Annotated in this window: 20 protein-coding genes; 12 read left to right on the top strand and 8 right to left on the bottom strand. The window is 50.3% G+C overall.

Features of this window, described 5'->3' with window-relative positions; genetic code table 11:
• Window positions 1-100: 100 nt before the first annotated feature.
• The 5 genes from queC (at window position 101) to EDM21_RS04130 (ending at window position 5,029) form a co-directional block, all read left to right on the top strand.
• Window positions 101-766 carry a 7-cyano-7-deazaguanine synthase QueC gene (gene queC / locus EDM21_RS04150; protein ID WP_157333167.1) on the top strand — a complete coding sequence of 222 codons (666 nt, stop codon included), beginning with the start codon at window positions 101-103 and terminating at the stop codon, window positions 764-766.
• The gene (queD, locus tag EDM21_RS04145; RefSeq protein WP_166541816.1) at window positions 763-1,251 is read left to right on the top strand and encodes a 6-carboxytetrahydropterin synthase QueD; all 489 of its coding nucleotides are present in this window, start codon (window positions 763-765) and stop codon (window positions 1,249-1,251) included. The genes queC and queD overlap by 4 nt, the downstream gene beginning before the upstream one ends.
• Window positions 1,252-1,307: 56 nt before the next feature.
• Window positions 1,308-2,063 carry a 7-carboxy-7-deazaguanine synthase QueE gene (queE, locus tag EDM21_RS04140; protein WP_235918063.1) on the top strand — a complete coding sequence of 252 codons (756 nt, stop codon included), beginning with the start codon at window positions 1,308-1,310 and terminating at the stop codon, window positions 2,061-2,063.
• 300 nt (window positions 2,064-2,363) lie between these two features.
• Window positions 2,364-2,858 carry a preQ(1) synthase gene (gene queF / locus EDM21_RS04135; protein ID WP_157333163.1) on the top strand — a complete coding sequence of 165 codons (495 nt, stop codon included), beginning with the start codon at window positions 2,364-2,366 and terminating at the stop codon, window positions 2,856-2,858.
• A 134-nt stretch (window positions 2,859-2,992) separates the two neighbouring features.
• Entirely contained in the window at window positions 2,993-5,029 is a 2,037-nt protein-coding gene (locus tag EDM21_RS04130) for an ATP-binding protein (RefSeq protein WP_157333161.1), read from the top strand.
• Window positions 5,030-5,219: 190 nt separating this feature from the next.
• Here the strand turns inward: EDM21_RS04130 and EDM21_RS04125 are convergent, their stop codons facing one another.
• Window positions 5,220-6,701: a catalase gene (locus EDM21_RS04125; RefSeq protein ID WP_157333160.1), complete on the bottom strand. Its 1,482-nt coding sequence runs from the start codon at window positions 6,699-6,701 to the stop codon at window positions 5,220-5,222.
• A gap of 417 nt (window positions 6,702-7,118) precedes the next feature.
• Here EDM21_RS04125 and EDM21_RS04120 point away from each other — a divergent pair, with 417 nt between their 5' ends.
• Window positions 7,119-8,126, top strand: a complete 1,008-nt coding sequence (locus EDM21_RS04120) for a glycosyltransferase family 2 protein (RefSeq protein WP_157333158.1) — start codon at window positions 7,119-7,121, stop codon at window positions 8,124-8,126.
• Between the two features lie 73 nt (window positions 8,127-8,199).
• The gene (locus tag EDM21_RS04115) at window positions 8,200-8,487 is read left to right on the top strand and encodes a small, acid-soluble spore protein, alpha/beta type (protein ID WP_157333156.1); all 288 of its coding nucleotides are present in this window, start codon (window positions 8,200-8,202) and stop codon (window positions 8,485-8,487) included.
• Window positions 8,488-8,759: 272 nt separating this feature from the next.
• Here the strand turns inward: EDM21_RS04115 and EDM21_RS04110 are convergent, their stop codons facing one another.
• The 3 genes from EDM21_RS04110 to EDM21_RS04100 form a co-directional block, all read right to left on the bottom strand.
• Complete coding sequence (locus EDM21_RS04110; RefSeq protein ID WP_157333154.1) at window positions 8,760-9,536, bottom strand: hypothetical protein; 777 nt, start codon at window positions 9,534-9,536, stop codon at window positions 8,760-8,762.
• 65 nt (window positions 9,537-9,601) lie between these two features.
• On the bottom strand, window positions 9,602-9,901 hold the full coding sequence (locus EDM21_RS04105; protein WP_068776191.1) for a hypothetical protein: 300 nt from the start codon (window positions 9,899-9,901) through the stop codon (window positions 9,602-9,604).
• Between the two features lie 238 nt (window positions 9,902-10,139).
• Complete coding sequence (locus tag EDM21_RS04100) at window positions 10,140-10,364, bottom strand: DUF1128 domain-containing protein (RefSeq protein WP_068776190.1); 225 nt, start codon at window positions 10,362-10,364, stop codon at window positions 10,140-10,142.
• Window positions 10,365-10,445: 81 nt separating this feature from the next.
• Here EDM21_RS04100 and EDM21_RS04095 point away from each other — a divergent pair, with 81 nt between their 5' ends.
• Window positions 10,446-10,850: a secondary thiamine-phosphate synthase enzyme YjbQ gene (locus tag EDM21_RS04095; protein ID WP_157333152.1), complete on the top strand. Its 405-nt coding sequence runs from the start codon at window positions 10,446-10,448 to the stop codon at window positions 10,848-10,850.
• On the opposite strand, the gene EDM21_RS04090 is transcribed toward EDM21_RS04095, so the two are convergent.
• The 3 genes from EDM21_RS04090 to EDM21_RS04080 form a co-directional block, all read right to left on the bottom strand.
• A complete protein-coding gene (locus tag EDM21_RS04090) occupies window positions 10,831-11,469 on the bottom strand; it encodes a TetR/AcrR family transcriptional regulator (RefSeq protein ID WP_157333150.1) in 639 nt (212 codons plus the stop codon). The two genes, EDM21_RS04095 and EDM21_RS04090, sit on opposite strands and share 20 nt — an antisense overlap.
• A 35-nt stretch (window positions 11,470-11,504) precedes the next feature.
• Window positions 11,505-12,143, bottom strand: coding sequence for a YigZ family protein (locus EDM21_RS04085; RefSeq protein WP_157333148.1), 639 nt, complete (start codon window positions 12,141-12,143; stop codon window positions 11,505-11,507).
• Window positions 12,144-12,355: 212 nt separating this feature from the next.
• Complete coding sequence (locus EDM21_RS04080) at window positions 12,356-13,711, bottom strand: glucose-6-phosphate isomerase (protein ID WP_157333146.1); 1,356 nt, start codon at window positions 13,709-13,711, stop codon at window positions 12,356-12,358.
• A 399-nt stretch (window positions 13,712-14,110) separates the two neighbouring features.
• Between EDM21_RS04080 and EDM21_RS04075 the strand changes: the two genes are divergently transcribed.
• From EDM21_RS04075 to EDM21_RS04065, 3 genes are all read left to right on the top strand, one after another.
• Window positions 14,111-15,007, top strand: coding sequence for an NAD(P)-dependent oxidoreductase (locus EDM21_RS04075; RefSeq protein WP_157333144.1), 897 nt, complete (start codon window positions 14,111-14,113; stop codon window positions 15,005-15,007).
• Between the two features lie 240 nt (window positions 15,008-15,247).
• A complete protein-coding gene (locus EDM21_RS04070) occupies window positions 15,248-15,520 on the top strand; it encodes a helix-turn-helix domain-containing protein (protein WP_157333142.1) in 273 nt (90 codons plus the stop codon).
• A 19-nt stretch (window positions 15,521-15,539) separates the two neighbouring features.
• A complete protein-coding gene (locus tag EDM21_RS04065) occupies window positions 15,540-16,388 on the top strand; it encodes an IS3 family transposase (protein ID WP_157333140.1) in 849 nt (282 codons plus the stop codon).
• A gap of 102 nt (window positions 16,389-16,490) precedes the next feature.
• Here EDM21_RS04065 and EDM21_RS04060 read toward each other — a convergent pair whose 3' ends face one another.
• Window positions 16,491-16,850: a winged helix-turn-helix transcriptional regulator gene (locus tag EDM21_RS04060; RefSeq protein ID WP_338043922.1), complete on the bottom strand. Its 360-nt coding sequence runs from the start codon at window positions 16,848-16,850 to the stop codon at window positions 16,491-16,493.
• 154 nt (window positions 16,851-17,004) lie between these two features.
• On the opposite strand from EDM21_RS04060, the gene EDM21_RS04055 reads away from it, so the two are divergent.
• Complete coding sequence (locus EDM21_RS04055) at window positions 17,005-17,736, top strand: NADPH-dependent F420 reductase (RefSeq protein ID WP_157333137.1); 732 nt, start codon at window positions 17,005-17,007, stop codon at window positions 17,734-17,736.
• Window positions 17,737-17,922: the final 186 nt, after the last annotated feature.

The following is a 17,922-nucleotide window of genomic DNA, read 5'->3' as shown; positions in this document are numbered from 1 at the left end:
ATTGCCCTTCCTTGAGGCATTGTTTTTGTTTTGTTTAAAATGACGGATCAAGAACTCTCTCCATCACCTATTTTTCATTTAAAAAGGAGACGGAAGAGCCATGAAACAACAAAAAGCGGTTGTCGTGTTCAGCGGCGGCCAAGACAGCACGACGTGCCTGTTCTGGGCTAAGAAACAGTTCGGTGAGGTTGAAACCCTTACCTTCGATTACGGCCAGCGTCACAAACTGGAAATTGAATGTGCGCAGAGCATCGCCCGCGAGCTGGGTGTCAAGAACACCGTTCTCGACATGAGCCTGCTCAACCAGCTGGCGCCCAACGCTCTGACGCGCACAGATATAGAGATTGAACAGAAGGCGGGAGAGCTTCCCTCTACGTTCGTGGACGGACGGAACCTGCTGTTCCTGTCGTTTGCCGGCGTGTACGCCAAACAGGCAGGCGCCAGGCACCTGGTTACCGGCGTCTGCGAGACGGATTTCAGCGGCTACCCCGATTGCCGAGATGCTTTTGTGAAATCGATGAACGTTACGCTGAATCTGTCGATGGACTATCCATTCGTCATTCATACGCCGCTCATGTGGCTGAGCAAAGCCCAGACGTGGAAGCTTGCCGACGAACTCGGAGCTTTTGATTATGTACGCACGAAGACCCTCACCTGCTACAACGGTGTCATCGGGGACGGCTGCGGGGAATGCCCGGCCTGCCGGCTCCGCTCACACGGTCTTCACACCTACCTGGGTGAACGCGAAGGAGCTGACGCCAAGTGAAGACCCCCGGTATGTTCCGCATCGTAGAGAACCTGCAGCAGTACGGGCAGGACATTCATAAAGAACAGCTTCGTTACCACAATAAACGCGTCCTGGTGTCCAAAGAATTCACTTTCGACGCCGCGCATCACCTTCATGCTTATGAAGGAAAATGCAAGAACCTGCACGGTCATACGTACAAAGCTGTCTATGGAATCAGCGGCTATGTGAATGAAGTCGGGCTGACGCTCGATTTTGGAGATATCAAAGAAATTTGGAAGCGGCTAATTGAGCCTCATCTGGATCACCGCTATCTCAACGAGACCCTTCCTCCCATGAACACAACGGCGGAAAACATGGTCGTATGGCTGTTCGAGCAAATGGAGACCGCACTAACTTCGGAAGCATATGCGGATCAAGTACTCGGGGGACGCGTTGAATTCGTCCGCTTGTACGAGACCCCAACCAGCTTCGCAGAGGTCAGACGGGAGTGGATGGTCGAATGAACAGCGTCAGCCTGCATGCAGGTGCACAGACGACAACCCCCGGCACCAACATAGATATGCACATCAGCAGCCAGGGCCCTGCGGCGGATACGGCTGAACCGGCCATTCCCGTGCTCGAAATCTTCGGCCCGACAGTCCAGGGCGAGGGCATGGTCATCGGGCGCAAAACGATGTTCGTGCGCACCGCCGGCTGTGATTACCGCTGCTCCTGGTGCGACTCCGCCTTCACGTGGGACGGATCGGGCGCAGGCGAGATTCGTCAGCTGTCGGCGGACGCTGTCTGGGAGGAGCTTGTCCGCACCGGCGGCAGCCGCTTCTCCCACGTCACGCTGTCCGGCGGCAATCCGGCGCTGCTGCGCGGGTTAGGCCCGCTCGTCCGGCTGCTGCGGGAGAAGGGGATCCGCACCGCCGTCGAGACGCAGGGCTCCCGCTGGCAGGACTGGCTGCGGGAGATCGACGAGGTCACCGTCTCTCCCAAGCCGCCCAGCTCCGGCATGGAGACCGACTTCGCCAAGCTCGACTTCCTGCTGGGGCAGCTGGGCCAAGGCGGCGTCAGCCTTAAGGTGGTCGTATTCGATGAACGCGATTTCGCGTTCGCAACAGGCATCCACCGCCGCTATCCCGCCGTCCCGTTCTATCTGCAGGCCGGCAATGACGACGTCCGGACGGCGGACGACGACCTGCTCCGGCAGCAGCTGCTGCGCAAGTACGAGTGGCTCGTCGACTTGACGATGGCCACCGATGAGCTGAACGATGTGCGTGTGCTTCCGCAGCTGCACGCACTGTTGTGGGGCAACAAGCGGGGCGTGTAGCCCAGCGCGGCTGCCGGGGCCGGCTTCCAGGGCCGGGCTTTCACGGCCCGGCTTGCAATCAGCGCCGGGTGAATGCCCGCTGTCCGCTGCCGGGGCCGGTGCCGGATGGATCAAGCCGGCAACGCGTGTACTTGCAGCAACCTGCAGGCAAGCAAGGTGCCGCTTGCTCTCAGAGACGGGCTCACCGCAAGCCGGTACACTTGTGCCCGTCTTTAACTTTTTCCTAAGAGAAACTATTGTTCCCGTGTCCCAATTCTTATATCTCATACCGTAACCTATAACCCAACCGGAGGTGCCATAATGGCCGGAAGAAATCAGGACGAACTCGATTTGACGCTGCTGGGCAATCAGCAGAACAAATACCCGTTCGACTATGCGCCGCAGGTGCTCGAGTCTTTTGACAACAAACATCCTTACCGGGATTATTTCGTGAAATTTAACTGCCCGGAATTTACAAGCCTATGCCCGATCACAGGCCAGCCCGATTTTGCCACGATTTATATCAGCTATATTCCAGATGCCAAGATGGTGGAAAGCAAGTCACTTAAACTTTATCTGTTCAGTTTCCGCAATCATGGCGATTTTCACGAAGACTGCATGAACATCATTATGAACGACCTCATCAAGCTGATGGAGCCGAAGTATATCGAAGTCTGGGGCAAGTTCACCCCTCGCGGAGGTATTTCGATCGATCCTTACTGCAACTATGGACGCCCTGGCACCAAATATGAGCAAATGGCCGAACACCGTCTCATGAATCATGATCTCTATCCCGAAAAAATAGACAACCGCTAATCCCATCTTAATCCGGTCCCGAATGGGACCTTTTTTTCGTTATAATGTGAATAGTTTGTTATACTACTAATAAATGCCGCTATGAATACGAAGCGGCCTCTTCCCCCGGTCACCCGACCTAGAAAGGAATGTAAATGGAATACTTTTCCAGCTATTTCTTATCTTTTTTTGCCAATATCAGCACCATTCTCGCTTTCACTTACATTGCCAGCCTTGCCTACAAATTTATCTTGTACAAACTTCCCGTCGTCTGGATGCGGCGGCTCTATATTGTGCTATCCATTGCAGCCGGCTGGCTGTCCATGATGTACGGAACCCAATATTCCCAATCTGTGATTTTCGATTTGCGTTTTGTACCGATCATTGTGGCCCCCTTATTCCTGACCCGCGCTTCGCACATTATTACCATCGGAGCCGGAATCGGCATCGTCCGTCTTACCTTCGGTCTTAATCATGCAGCCTGGGCGGGTTTTGCGAATGCACTGATACTCGGATTCGTTACAGCTCTATGCGCCCGTGTGCTCGCCCGGTACAGGCTGCATCCGCTCGTTTATTTCGGCATTATTATTCTGATCGTCAATGTAGTCAATGTAGTGGATATTGCTTTTCTAGGCGTCTATCCCGCCGTTAAGTATCTCGTTGAAATGGCTCCCTTCTCTGCACCGGCCAGCCTCTTGTTCAGCTTCTTCTTTGCCTTTATTCTGCATGATTTCAAAACCGACTTCCTGAGGCGCCAGGAGCTCAATTCGACCAACCAGAAGCTCGCCGAACAGTTCCGTGTATCGCAAGAAAAAGCGGAAGAACTTCAGCGGATCCGCCTGCAGCTGGAGGAGAAAAATCACGAGCTCATACTCGCCTCCCGTTACAAATCCGAATTCCTTGCCAATATGTCTCATGAGCTTCGTACACCGCTTAACAGCATGCTTATTCTATCGCAATTTCTGGCAGAGAACCCGAATGACACTCTTTCGGAGGAAGAAATAGAGTTTGCGGGAATCATTCATACCTCGGGGCAGGATCTGTTGAATCTAATTAATGACATTCTGGATTTGTCCAAAATAGAGGCCGGACGCATGAGCATTTCGCTCGGTGAAGTGAGTGTCCGTGAAGTGAGCGAGTCCATGAACCGGATGTTTGAGGCCGTTGCCGTCCAGAAGAATCTCTCCTTCACTATTGACAGCAGCGGATTCCCGGACATTATCCATACGGACGAGCAGCGTCTTCAGCAGATTCTGAAAAATTTACTTTCAAATGCATTTAAATTCACCGTCCGGGGCGGTGTTACGCTGGAGTTCCTGGTTGAAACGGATGACAATGGACAGCAGCATCCCGTTGTCCGTGTTCGGGACACCGGCATCGGCATCCGTCCGGATAAGCTGGAGCAAATCTTTGAGGCCTTCTATCAGGCAGACGGCACGACCAGCCGCAAATTCGGCGGTACGGGTCTTGGCCTGTCCATCAGCCGCGAATTCGCCATCCTGCTCGGCGGCGACATCCGCCTGGCCAGCCAAGAAGGAACCGGCAGCACGTTTACGCTGCTCCTTCCTTCGAGTTCCCTGAGCGGCGGCGATCAAGAGCTGAGGCTCCTTGCCGAAGAAGCGAAAGTACCGCGGCCGATGACCTTCTCGCCTGTTCAGCACGAAGAGCTGGATACATCAGCGAATCCGGCTGGAGCAGACCCTGGAGCGGCGGGGGCAGATCCAAAGCCGCTTCCTTCGCCCGGTACCGCAGCGCACACCGATGCCGAAGAGACGGACGCAGCAGCTCCGCAGCCGGTTACACGAGATCTGCTGCAGGGTGTGACGGTGCTCGTAGTCGACGATGACCCGAATAACGTCCGCAGCTTGTCCGCCGTACTCGAATCCCGCGGCGCTTTAATCATCCAAGCTTACAGCGGGCGGGAATGCCTGAAGCTGCTCGGGCAGCGGTCTGATATCGACATCATCCTGATGGATATTATGATGCCCGAAATGAACGGCAAGAGCGCCATCCGCCAAATACGCCGTATGGATGCCTTTAAGACGCTGCCGATTATAGCACTGACAGCCAAAGCGCAGGCGACTGAACGCCAGGAATGTCTCCGGGCCGGCGCTTCGGACTACATGTCCAAACCTATAGATTCGGATGCTCTGATCCAAATGTTGAGGGATTGGACACACGAACGGACATAAGTTCCGGCAATTCTCCGCTGACCGATTAACTGTTTATAAGGAACTCTCTATTGACGTCAAAAAGCCTGAATCCGCCCAAAAAGCGGATCGCAGGCTTTTTTTGATGTACATTTCATGGCTGCTTCTTTTCAAAGTTGCTTTTTACCGCAACTTGTCAAAAGAATATTTCTCTCAATCCAAATAGTCAGCTTTATTTGGCTTCTACAGGCGCCTGCGGTATAAATCCGCTGAGGTCGATCCCCAGCCCGCCGGCAAGACGGGTACCGAATTCAACATCTGCACGGAAAAAATTGCAGACGGCACGAAGCTGAATTTGGGTATCCGTTTGTTTCAAATCATTCAAGATATTGTCAACCAGATTGGCTTGCTCTTGCTCAGACAAGCCGCGATAACGGTCGCCCGCCTGCGTGAAATCATCCGTCTTCTCGATCTTCCGGCGTGCTGCAGCCCCATGGAGCGGAGTTTCACTCTCTGCGTGGACACTGCCTGTTTCTTTGGGTGCATGCTCGTAGCTGTTCGGCTCGAAATTGATAGGCGACGTGTTCTGGCGAACGGCCATCTGGCCGTCCCGCTGGTAATTCCGGACTGGCGCATACGGACAATTTACCGGAATTTGCAAATAATTCGCTCCCAGACGATGACGCTGCGTATCCGGGTACGAGAACAGTCGGCCTTGCAGCAGCTTATCTTCGGAAGGTTCGATTCCCGGAACGAGTACGCTGGGGGCAAAAGCAGCCTGCTCCACCTCAGCGAAATAATTCTTCGGGTTCTCATTGAGTGTCATCCGTCCTACCTTCATAAGCGGAGCCACATCTTCCGGCCAGTCTTTAGTCGGATCGAGCGGATTGAAGCTGAAATCATCCAGGCTTTCCGGTTCAATCATTTGCACGTGCAGCTCCCACTCCGGATAGTTACCCGCTTCAATGGAATCGTACAAATCACGCGTGGCGTGGTTGTGGTCTTCTCCCCCCTGTACTTCGGCTTCTTTACGCGTTAGCGAGCGGACGCCTTGGAGAGACTTCCATGTGTATTTGACATAAACAACCTTGCCTTCAGCGTTGATCCATTTAAAAGCATGAACCCCGAATCCGTCCATTTCACGATAATTGGCAGGGGTCCCGCGGTCTGAGAAGACCCAGGTCAGCATATGAGTGGATTCCGGCGAGAGCGACATGAAGTCCCACAAATGATTAGGCGTTTGTACATTCGTATGCGCAGCCGGCTTCAGAGAATGAACCATATCCGGGAATTTCATCGCATCTCTAATGAAGAATACAGGCAGGTTGTTTCCTACGAGATCATAATTCCCTTCCGAAGTGTAGAATTTAACAGCGAATCCGCGAGGATCGCGAAGTGTCTCCGGAGAACCGCTCGGATGAATCACCGTGGAGAAGCGGACCAGTACCCGGGTTTCAACCGAAGCATCCTGCAGGAATGCAGCCTTCGTGTACGCACTCATGCTTGCATAAGGGCGGAATACGCCGAACGCGCCTGCTCCCCTGGCATGAACGACACGCTCCGGAATACGTTCACGGTCAAAGTGAGCTAATTTCTCCAGCAAATGATAATCTTCCAGCAAGGTAGGGCCGTTAGTACCGGCTGTTCTTGAGTTCTGGTTATCGGCTACAGGTGCGCCTTGATTGGTGGTCAGGTTCGGACGATGTGGATTCATTCAAGCACCTCTTTATCATTATTATTATTTGAAAATGATTATCAATATCATGTAAGATAGTATATCATCGAGAAAAAGCGTTCGTCAATAGAATCATTATAACTTTGTAATTATTATAATCTGTATGCTGATCCAAAGCTTTTCATGTCTCTCCTAGATAGTTTATTAGCGGATTCGCTTCATTATTTCTCCTGTATATCCCGCTTGGCATGTTTATTTGGACTGCGCCTCCAACGATAAGATCTGCCCTCTTTCCACAGCTCTTTACTCGCCAGTAGCGGTTGACAATCTCTCCCATCATTTATCTTGTTTAGAAAGAAGGACTTGTTTACAATAAGGAAAGCTGTAAAAACTAAATGTGACTTGAACGGAATATAAAAGAAATAAGCTCTCAGCAAAGAAAGGAGACGAAAGTGGATGTCTACTCCCGTTCTGATCATAGTGGTACCCTGCTATAACGAGGAGGAAGTGCTTCATGAAACCGTGGGCCGGCTCGACAAGGTTCTACACGACCTTATCGACGACAAGCTCGTCAGCGCCCATAGCACTGTACTTTTCGTGGATGACGGCAGCAGAGACCGCACTTGGGCGCTCATTGAGCAGTACAGCCGTTCTCACGATTTTGTAACGGGTGTGAAGCTTGCCCGCAATGCAGGACACCAGAACGCTCTGCTGGCCGGTCTTATGACGGCCCGGCAAACTTCGGATATCACCATTTCGATTGATGCGGACCTGCAGGACGATACCGATGCGATCCGGGAGTTCGTGGTGAAATACCATGAGGGAGCCGAAGTGGTATATGGAATCCGAAGCGCCCGTGTAACCGACACCTGGTTCAAAAAAACAACGGCAGAATCTTTCTACAAACTCATGCACCGGCTCGGCGTTCAAATTAAATACAATCATGCCGATTACCGCCTGCTGAGCCGCCGCGCTCTCGATTACCTGGCCGAATACAAAGAAGTGAATGTCTTCCTGCGCGGCATCGTGCCCCTGCTCGGACTGCGTACGGCTGAAGTCATGTATGAACGGAAGGAACGCTTCGCCGGAGAATCCAAATACCCGCTTCGCAAAATGGTTTCGTTTGCACTGGACGGCATCACTTCCTTTAGCGTTAAACCGATCCGGCTTGTGACACTGACTGGTTTTCTCTTCTCCATCTTCAGTGTGTTCGCAGGCGTGTATGCCATCATCTCCAAGTTAATGGGTACAGCAGTGTCCGGTTGGACATCGCTTATTCTGTCCGTCTGGTTCATCGGCGGAGTACAGCTGCTTGCCCTGGGACTGATAGGCGAATATATCGGCAAAATTTACCGCGAGGTCAAACACCGCCCGCTCTACTTAATTGAGAAAACCTTGTCTTCCCGTTCTTATGTAAAAGAAACAGATGCGACTCGCGCCCAAGGAGAACCGATCTACAATTAATTCGATCCGCCTCCTCTCCTGCTCATACCGCTGCAGCTCCTGGGTATCCTAACTAACCACAGGAGGTGACAGTATGGCTAGAAGACGCAGCCGCAGAGCTGCCTTTCCCGGAAGTGAGCGGAGTCTGGACAGATTCAAGGCGGAAGTTATGCGTGAGGCCGGCTACAAGGTATCGCCTGAGCAGCCTAATCAGGTGAAATATGAAGTGGCGCAGTCGCTCGGTATCCCGCTTGTCCCCGGCAGCAACGGACAACTCCGCACCGAGGATGCCGGCCGGATTGGCGGACAGATCGGCGGACGGATGGTCCGGGAACTGGTCCGGATGGCACAGCAGCAGCTCCAAAGCCGAGAACCACGCTGATTCCCGCAATCCGTCATCAGTAGTTGCCCTGCAGCTGGCGCTGGATTCCATTTTGCCGGCACATAGCCCGCCCAGCGGCATGAATCTCAGGCCTGAGACCAGGCAGAGCCGCAGCTCGTTGAAGAAGCCTCCCCATCAGCAGTAGCGGGTCGTTTGCCTTCAACCGACTGCGGCTTTTTGCTCTGGGATCCTCCCAATCGCGCCTAGTGCCGGACTGCTAACGGACCATACAACCATACCGAACCATGATCGGCCCTAACCACAAAATGGGATCATCTTCCGGCTAACGGCGCCCGGATTACCAGACACGACGAAGTTCTGCTGACCCGGCATTGCTCCGGCAGAATCGTACGAAACAGCCGGATTTTCCGGGTACCTTTGAGGTCGCCTCCGGAGAGTGTCATGCTGGTACGATGCGGCAGCAGACGAATCTTATCCGTTTCAACTCCAGCGGGCAAATGCACCTTCAGGATCAGTTCGCCTTCTCCTTCACTTATGTCATAAGCCAGAGGCGCAATTGTACTGTTGGATAAAGGAGGAAGGGTCCGGGTATTGGCAAGAAGGCCTTCCACCTTATGTGGCTGCGTTCTGCTAGTTCTTCCGGCCTGCGGCTTTTCTTGATCCTTTACCCGGCTCGCATCTTTCTTCATTTCGTCCGAAGGAGACCGCCGCGGAACTTCAGGCCTTTCTTCATCCGTCATCATCCAATCCGGCATACGGAAGTCCGGTATGGCCCGCCGGAGTATTTGTTCCAGCCATTCATCGAGCCAGCCGGTATTGACCGGATCTTGCCGGATACGCTCGGACATGTCTGCGAATAAACTGTCTCTGCCTCCAAAGATCAATTCAAAGGAAGGCATCCCTCCCTCGCTATAGCCGTATTTACGTTCCCACTCCCGCCGGGTCCGATCTCCGCTGTCTCCCATGCTGCTTCGCTTCCCTTCCTGAGTTCTCTGGGCTTTATTCAGTGTATGATTATCCGCCGGGGGTGCTACTCCTGCAATAGCCGCCTCTTCCTTGGATCCCTGCCTGCTTAAATGCACGCGCATAAAAAAAAGCTGCAGGCCCCTTGCGGAACATGCAGCCCAAACACCTTTTCCAATCCAAATCGGTATTACCAGAAGAAACCCGGGCCTCCAAATCCGCCACCGTAAGGACCGTATCCATAGCCGCCGCCATATGGACCATAGCCCCCATAGCCGCCATAACCGCCATAAGTTCCTATAGCGAGCAGATCAAACAGAACCAGAGGAATGATCGCACGAGTCTGCGCGGTGCCTTCTTCCGGTGTAAGAATCAGTTCATTGCCTTTAATACGCTCCAGTTTTCCTCTAACCATCGAACCGTCTTTGCGGACTGCCACAATATTCTGGCCGACGAGTTTTTCCGCATCATTACGAAGTGTTGATTTCATGCCGTCCACCTCCCTATTACAGCGAATACGAATGCCACTGCATTAACAGGATACGCTTCACAAGGTTTCTGCGATTGGATGGCTGTCCCCTGTAGAAGAAAAAATAGGAGTCAACAAACAGCCCGTTCAGACAGCCTCAGTTCTCCGCACGCAAAAAAAGCCTGTCCGCAGAAAGAGAACGTCTCTTCAGCAAACAGACTCGTGGACGCGAATCCTCAGATTCCGGTCCGATCCCGGGCTACCCCTTGCGCAGCTTACCGATTTCCACTGTAATCGCATCAATTTCACTGATGCTGAAATTCGGCTTGCTCATGACAAGGTCGTACAGGTCTTTCAGGTCTTCATATTGTTCATGGGTGACATTCGAGGCTTTGATAGAGCCTCCCGTTGCCATCCTGAGCTTTTTTTTGATTTCATCAAACATGTATTCAACGTTCTGTTCCGACCATACCGCCAAATCCATACGTTTCATCCTCTCATTATCCGGTTATGCTTCCATTGTAACATGTTTTAGGAGCCGAATCGCCCAAGAGGAGGAAATACCATGAACCTGTATACATTTAATCTGCGGACTCATGAAAAGGACGAAATGGTAGAGATCACTTCAATCATTGCCGATCTGATCAAACAGTATGCAGTGGAAGACGGGATGGCCGTGATCTATTGCCCTCATACCACGGCCGGTATCGCCATTAATGAAAATGCCGATCCCGATGTAAGACATGATGTGCTTATGCGTCTGAGCGATGTCTTTCCCTGGAAACAGCCCGGCGACCGCCATGCCGAAGGTAATACCGCCGCCCATCTGAAGGCTATGCTGGTCGGCACTTCCCAGACCGTTCTTATATCGGACGGGAAGCTTCATCTGGGACAATGGCAAGGAATTTACTTCTGCGAATTCGACGGACCGCGCGACCGCACTTATACCGTCAAGCTGTTTCGTGACTGAGCCTGCTCACGGCAGGCAGCTCGGAGAAGTTGCTGGAGAGCAGGTTGGTGCACAGCATCTCAACATGTTCTTCAGCCATTCTCTCCATCTCTTCGAATGTCTGTCCGTAATGAATCGAATAAGAAATAAAGCCGTGCATGGACATAAAGAGATTCCAAGGAATCCGGTAAGCCTGCTCCGCCGAGTCCGGCTGGCCCGCCAAGATCTGCCGAACTACGGTCGAGAACAGGTCGAAGCACTTGGCCTGCTCAGAGCGGGAATACTGGCGTAGTTCTTCATCGCGGATCATAAACATGATTTCGTAATGATGCGGGTTATCCAGACCGAACTGGATGAACTCCAACATCAGCTTCTGCAGAAGCGGAACACCAAGAACAGCAGATTCGACGATAGTCTGCCGCTGGCGCTGCAGGAGATCGCTGAAATCCTGCATAATCAGTGCGTTAAACAGCTCCGCCTTTTCTTTAAAATGATAGTATAATGCGCCATGGCTGTACCCCATTGCTTTAGCGATGCTTCGCATCGTTAAAGCGCGATAGCCGCAAGTTACGAATAACTCTCTGGCCTCCAAAAGAATCCGCTCTCTGCTAAGTTCCTGAGCGACTGCTTTCCTCGCCATAAGAATCCCTCCGCTTCGGTGGTATATGAAATTGTCTACGGCAGTTCTTTATGTTCGATATATGTATGTTCGCCGCGAATAATGACGCCCTGGCCCTGAGTCAGATCGGTAAGCCATTCTGCAAAAGCCTCTGATTCCGAAGAAACCGGGAAACAGCGAAGCAGCACCTTATCGGTAAACTCAGTATCACCCATCAGCGTGTTACGGTTATGCAGTTCATTTTCCAGCTTACCCAACCACGTATAATCAATCTCGGCCATCACTTCCTGATGGCTCACTTTGTAGACGGGCCCAGCCGCCGCAATACCTGCTACAGCTCCATCTGTGTAAGCACGGATAAGTCCTCCCGCTCCCAGCATAATTCCGCCGAAATAACGAGTCACGACGACCGCAACATTCGTTAGATTCATATTTCTGATGACTTCAAGAATCGGCTTACCCGCCGTTCCGCTCGGCTCTCCGTCATCGGATTGTTTCTGGATCTCGCAGCGCTCGCCGATCATGTAAGCAGAACAATTGTGTGTCGCCATCGAGTGCTGTTTCTTAACGCTTGTAATAAAATCAACCGCTTCCTGCTCGGTTGCGACAGGAATTGCTTGACCGATAAAACGAGAACGCCTGATCGTAATTTCAGCCGATGCGAGCTTCTGTACGGTTCTGTAAGATTCAATCATAATCGTTCTTCATTCCATTTCTTAGCATGTTCAATTCTGTTTCATTACATTTTACACAAATCAGAATATTAGTACAATAGCTAATTTAGTTATAAAATTTTTCCCAATAAAAAACAGGCCTTTCCGCTGGGGAAAAGGCCTGCTGGCGCTTAAACCGGGGATTATTCCCGGTTATTATTGAAGTTTTTCACAAAAATAATTGTAAGTTCTTCCTAATCTTGCAAACGGGCTTCCAGTCTTGCTTTGTCCTCTTCATAACCCGGTTTGCCGAGCAAGGCGAACATATTCTTCTTGTAAGCCTCTACTCCCGGCTGGTCGAATGGATTCACGCCCAGCAGGTAGCCGCTGATGCCGCAAGCTTTCTCAAAGAAATACACCATGTAGCCGAAAGTATGGGCAGATGTATCCGGCAGAGTCACGATGAGGTTCGGCACGCCTCCATCGGTATGGGCCAGCATGGTGCCCTGGAATGCTTTCTTGTTCACGAAATCCATGGTCTGGCCGCTCAGGAAATTAAGTCCGTCCAGATTGTCGGCGTCGGTTCCGATCACAATCTCTTCTGCGGACTGGTTAACCAGAAGGAGTGTCTCGAACAGATTACGGTTGCCTTCCTGGATGAACTGGCCCATGGAATGCAGATCTGTTGTGAAGTCGACAGCCGCCGGGAAAATCCCCTTGCCGTCTTTGCCTTCGCTCTCGCCATACAGCTGCTTCCACCACTCCGATACGTAGTGCAGGGACGGCTCATAGTTGACGAGGATTTCGGTCGTCTTGCCTTTGCGGTACAAGGCGTTGCGCACGGCTGCATATTGATAGCTCAGGTTCTCGCTCAGGTCCGGATTCGAGAAAGCTTCCCGCGCCTCAGCCGCGCCCTGCATCATGGAATCAATATCGATGCCCGCAACAGCAATCGGCAGGAGCCCTACTGCTGTCAATACGGAATACCGGCCGCCTACATCATCGGGAATGACGAAAGATTCGTAGCCTTCTCCGTTTGCAAGCTGCTTCAAAGCGCCTTTTTCACGGTCAGTCGTTGCATAAATACGCTTGCGTGCCGCTTCTTTGCCGTATTTCTTCTCCAGCAGTTCGCGGAAAATACGGAAGGCGATAGCCGGTTCGGTTGTCGTACCGGATTTGGAAATAACGTTAACGGAGAAATCTTTGCCTTCCAGAAGTTCCAGAAGGTGCGTGACATATGTAGAACTGATATTTTGACCTACAAAATAAACAGCCGGCGTTTTGCGCTTATCTTTATCAAGCAGGTTATAAAAAGAATGGGACAGCATCTCGATAGCTGCGCGCGCACCCAGGTAGGAGCCGCCGATACCGATCACGATCAGAGCTTCGGAATCGGATTGAATTTGCTTAGCCGCTTTCTGGATGCGGGCGAATTCCTCTTGATCATAATTAACGGGCAAATCGATCCAACCCAGGTAATCACTGCCGGCACCGGTTCCGTTATGAAGCTGGTCATGCGCGGTACGAATCGGTTCGGCCAAGTAATCAATCTCATGCTGGTTAACGAAGCCCAGCGCTTTGCTGTAATCAAATTGAAGCTTTTGGGTCAACTTGCTCTCCTCCTCGGTTGAACTTTTTATACTAGCATACTTTTCTTCTCCGCTGTCTGCAAGTCTTCCCCTCACAGGCGCTTTTCGCGTGCCGCCCGCATGTAAACATGCTACAATTAGAGCCATACACGTAATTGTACACAAGGAGCTTAAGAAACGGTTCCTCTTCTTGGCTATGTACAAATTACAACGTCGTGAAGGAAACGGTTACCCGCGGGAAAGTTCTCTCTACTGCCGGCGCTTCTTACTTCCGCTAGTATGACCAGATTGGCCGTATTTGTCTCACGGCAGCCGCGCCTTCTGCTTCATGCCCGCATTGATTTCTTACTATAAAAGCTTTCCGGATAAGTTGCAAGTGAAATGTTGATGTCCGTCCAACTCTTGAAGAGGTGATTACACATGAAACGTATCGGATTTATTGGAATGGGAACCATGGGCAAGCCGATGGCGCTTAATCTGGTCCGCAAAGGGTATCCCGTCACGGTCTATAACCGCAGCACGGATAAGACAGATGAGCTTGCCCGGGCAGGAGCATCGGTTGCGGCTACCCCGGCCGAGGCCGCTGCGCAGGCCGACGTGGTCTTCACCATGCTGAGCAACGACTCCGTGGTAGAAGACGCGTTCTATGGCGAGAACGGTGTGCTGCGATCTGTCAAAGACGGAGTGACCGTCATCGACAGCAGCACAATCTCGCCTTCACTTAGCCAGCGGCTTCATGCGGACCTGGGCGCGAGGAATGCAAGCTTCCTCGACGCGCCAGTGACCGGCAGCAAGCCAGCCGCCGAAGCCGCTACGCTCGTGTTCATGGTCGGCGGCGACCGCGATGTGTTCGAGGGCCAGCATGCGCTGCTGAGTGAACTGGGCAGCAAGGTGCTGTACATGGGGCCCTCCGGCTCCGGGTCGTATGCCAAGCTTGCCCACAACACCATCGTCGGCATCAATGCCATCGGACTGATGGAGGGCTTGTCCATCGCGACCAAAGCCGGGCTCGCGCCTGAGCAGTTCCTTCAGATCGTACAAGCCGGCTCTGCCGGCAGCAAGCAGGCTGAGCTCAAAGGACCTAAGATCATCGAACGCGATTTCAGCAACCAGTTCTCGCTGAAATTGATGCTGAAAGACCTGCTGCTCGCTTCGGAACTGACCGGAAAGTTTCAGCTTCCGGCCCCTGCTCTTCATGCCGCAACGACCGTCTTCCAGATGGGACTGAGCAAAGGCCTCGGCGAAGAAGACCTCGCCGCCGCTATTCAGTGCTATGAAGAGTGGATGCACGAACGCGTCGAGAAGAAAGACAAGTAGCTTAGTAAGCCAGGCAGCATATAGGGCTGATGAACCCGGAGCGCCCTGGGGCTGCGGCGAAGTCCGCCAAATGTAACGGTCTTGCCGGCGTATATGCGCTCCAATGTTTCATCGTTTCTGCATGAACAAGAATATCTGCGACCGACAAAAAGCCCTCTCATCGTAATGAAGTGCACCCCTTATAGTAGACATTGGAAAAACCCATATGGGAAACCGATGATACTTTAGGGGTGTATTTTTATGAGGAAAAGAGAGCAAACGAATAAATTGTATTCAAATGAAGTTAGGAAAGAAGCCGTTCGTTTACACGAGGAGGATAAATGGACGTACAAGCAGATTACAGAAAAGTATGGAATACAAGATAAAGATAGAGTTCGTAAATGGGGGTATAAATTCAGGAAACAAGGCGAATACGGATTATTGGATAACAGAGGCCGCCGAGAAGAGTATATAAATAAGGATCGTTACAACCAACAACTTCAACGGGAGAATAAGGTACTAAAAAGTGCTTAGAAATCTGGAAACGGGAGGTGTGAAAGGCAAGTATGCAATTATCGAGGAGTTATCTGATTTTTACCCAGTGACTCTGCTATGTGAATTACTTGATGTATGGAGGAGCGCATACTATCGATATCTTAAGCGTAAGCAAGCAGACCCTGATGGCGTAATCAAGCAGCGGATAAAGGCGATTTATCTACAGCGTGAGCGAACGTACGGCTATAGGAGAATCCAAGGTGAGTTAGAACGTCAGTACAATGAAAAGGTGAATCATAAGAAAGTATTACGTCTGATGCAAGAAATGGGTATTAGATCTATCATTCGTGTTAAACGTCCCTATTTTAATAATTATCAAACCGCGCAATCAGATGGCAGAGTATCTCCAAACCTCTTGGATCGAGAATTCACTGCTACAAAACCAAACCTTAAATGGGTTACAGATATCACACAATACCGCGTTGGGGAGCAGCGTCTCTATCTGTCTGCCATAAAAGATTTGTGTGGGAATGATATTGTAGCGTTTCATATAAGCACTAGAAATGACAATGAGTTGGTGCTGAACACCTTTGCAAAAGCTTTTAAACAACACAAGGATGCTTCTGGTAAGATAGCTGATCTAATCGTTCATAGCGACCAGGGTTCCCAATATACGTCCCACGAATACCACGATCTACTACCTAAGGTCGGCGCTCAAATCAGCATGTCACGTCGGGGCAATTGTATAGACAACGCCGCAATGGAGAGTTTTTTCTCGCATCTGAAAACGGAAGCACTCTACCCCTATGATATTAGTTCAATTAGCGAGGCTCAACAACGAATTGAGGAGCTCATTCGATTTTACAATAATGAACGAATACAAATTAAAACAACAGACGCCAATTGAGTATCGACTACAATTTACAGCATGAGTATTAGACATAAATCAAATGTTAGACTGGACTTCACTAAGCTAACGGGCAGATTAATTTAAGATGTCCAATTTCGGTTAATCTATTTTATCCCCAAACTTCTTCCCGAATTCTTCCATTAAATCAATAATAGGAATTAATTCCTCTCCTTTTAATGTTAATGAATATTCAACACGCGGAGGAACCTCTGGATAAATTTTGCGATTAATTAAGCCATCCGCTTCTAGTTCTCGAAGTTGTTTTGTTAGGGATCCTTGTGAAAGTCCCCATAAACGTGTCTTAATTTCATTATATCGATGCGGGTTAAACTTTAAAAACCAAAGTATTAGATACTTCCAACGTCCCGAAAGTATGTTTTGAGTGTAGGCGATGCCATATACCTCTCTATGATCGTTCTTACATTCTTCACTAAATCCATCTTCATTTATTCTAGACACCTTAGTCAACTCATTTCTGCTGTTAGGTACGAAAAAGTGTACTATGTCAATTTTAATTGCCTTCTTCAAATTTCCGAGCAACGTATATATATTAGTACATGTACACAGATTACTCAATCAGGGGACCCTAAAATAGGATATTGGAGGAAAGGAAATGAGATTTGGAATTATAGGTGCAGGACCAATTGGATCTAATATTGCGAAAAAATTGGTTGATAATAGACATGATGTCAAGATTGCAGATGCTCGTGGGATTGAACGCTTGGAAGGGAAAAATCTTACAGGAACACCTGTGATTGTAGAAGATGTGATTAAAAATATTGATGTTCTTATAACATCGATCCCTTTCCACGCGTTACCAAGCATTCGCAACATTATAGATAAAGTTGGGGAGGAAGTAGTCGTTGTAGACACTTCAAATTATTATCCTCAAATGAGCGGTAAAATCGAAGAAATTGAGAACGGGATGGTTGAAAGTGTTTGGGTATCCAAACATTTAGGTAGACCTATCATTAAAGCTTTCAACAATTTCTTAGCCTATACGTTAGAACATCATGGAACTCCCGAAGGGACTCATGGACGCATTGCCATAGCGATTGCTGGTGATGACCTATCCCATAAACAAATAATTATGGGTATCGCAAACGATCTAGGCTTCGACTCTGTAGATAGTGGTTCTTTAAGCGATTCGTGGAGACAACAGCCAGGAACCCCTGCGTACTGCACCGAACTTACAAAAGAGCAACTAACCATAGCCTTAACTAAAGCGAATAAAGAAAAAGCACCATTTCTGCGCGATAAGGTGATGGAAAAGCTGGTAGCTTCAGGTGGTACATTTTCCATTAATGATGTTGTTAAAGCAAATAGAGAAGTATTCAATTCATAAAATACAGATCCATGTACCTTCAACTAACTGGGAACGATAGTTCAATCATTGAAGCGGCGGACCAGAATATGGTCTGCCGCTTTGTCATTAAACAGTTCAGTTCATAGGGCTTTTTTCATTGTCTACAATATTGGGGCTTGACCATAAGTCTGAGAGGGCTCTTTGTATGCACGGAAATTGTGTGTT

The organism is Paenibacillus lutrae, from assembly GCF_009757775.1.
In the GTDB taxonomy this organism is placed as follows: domain Bacteria; phylum Bacillota; class Bacilli; order Paenibacillales; family NBRC-103111; genus Paenibacillus_F; species Paenibacillus_F lutrae.
This window is presented reverse-complemented; position numbering and strand designations above follow the sequence as displayed.

What these genes read in the sequence shown, in the direction of transcription:
- queC (WP_157333167.1), top strand. Translation starts at nt 101, where the DNA reads ATGAAACAACAAAAAGCGGTTGTCGTGTTCAGCGGCGGCCAAGACAGC.
- queE (WP_235918063.1), top strand. Translation starts at nt 1,308, where the DNA reads ATGCACATCAGCAGCCAGGGCCCTGCGGCGGATACGGCTGAACCGGCC.
- queF (WP_157333163.1), top strand. Translation starts at nt 2,364, where the DNA reads ATGGCCGGAAGAAATCAGGACGAACTCGATTTGACGCTGCTGGGCAAT.
- EDM21_RS04130 (WP_157333161.1), top strand. Translation starts at nt 2,993, where the DNA reads ATGGAATACTTTTCCAGCTATTTCTTATCTTTTTTTGCCAATATCAGC.
- EDM21_RS04125 (WP_157333160.1), bottom strand. Translation starts at nt 6,701, where the DNA reads ATGAATCCACATCGTCCGAACCTGACCACCAATCAAGGCGCACCTGTA.
- EDM21_RS04120 (WP_157333158.1), top strand. Translation starts at nt 7,119, where the DNA reads ATGTCTACTCCCGTTCTGATCATAGTGGTACCCTGCTATAACGAGGAG.
- EDM21_RS04115 (WP_157333156.1), top strand. Translation starts at nt 8,200, where the DNA reads ATGGCTAGAAGACGCAGCCGCAGAGCTGCCTTTCCCGGAAGTGAGCGG.
- EDM21_RS04110 (WP_157333154.1), bottom strand. Translation starts at nt 9,536, where the DNA reads ATGCGCGTGCATTTAAGCAGGCAGGGATCCAAGGAAGAGGCGGCTATT.
- EDM21_RS04105 (WP_068776191.1), bottom strand. Translation starts at nt 9,901, where the DNA reads ATGAAATCAACACTTCGTAATGATGCGGAAAAACTCGTCGGCCAGAAT.
- EDM21_RS04100 (WP_068776190.1), bottom strand. Translation starts at nt 10,364, where the DNA reads ATGGATTTGGCGGTATGGTCGGAACAGAACGTTGAATACATGTTTGAT.
- EDM21_RS04095 (WP_157333152.1), top strand. Translation starts at nt 10,446, where the DNA reads ATGAACCTGTATACATTTAATCTGCGGACTCATGAAAAGGACGAAATG.
- EDM21_RS04090 (WP_157333150.1), bottom strand. Translation starts at nt 11,469, where the DNA reads ATGGCGAGGAAAGCAGTCGCTCAGGAACTTAGCAGAGAGCGGATTCTT.
- EDM21_RS04085 (WP_157333148.1), bottom strand. Translation starts at nt 12,143, where the DNA reads ATGATTGAATCTTACAGAACCGTACAGAAGCTCGCATCGGCTGAAATT.
- EDM21_RS04075 (WP_157333144.1), top strand. Translation starts at nt 14,111, where the DNA reads ATGAAACGTATCGGATTTATTGGAATGGGAACCATGGGCAAGCCGATG.
- EDM21_RS04070 (WP_157333142.1), top strand. Translation starts at nt 15,248, where the DNA reads ATGAGGAAAAGAGAGCAAACGAATAAATTGTATTCAAATGAAGTTAGG.
- EDM21_RS04055 (WP_157333137.1), top strand. Translation starts at nt 17,005, where the DNA reads ATGAGATTTGGAATTATAGGTGCAGGACCAATTGGATCTAATATTGCG.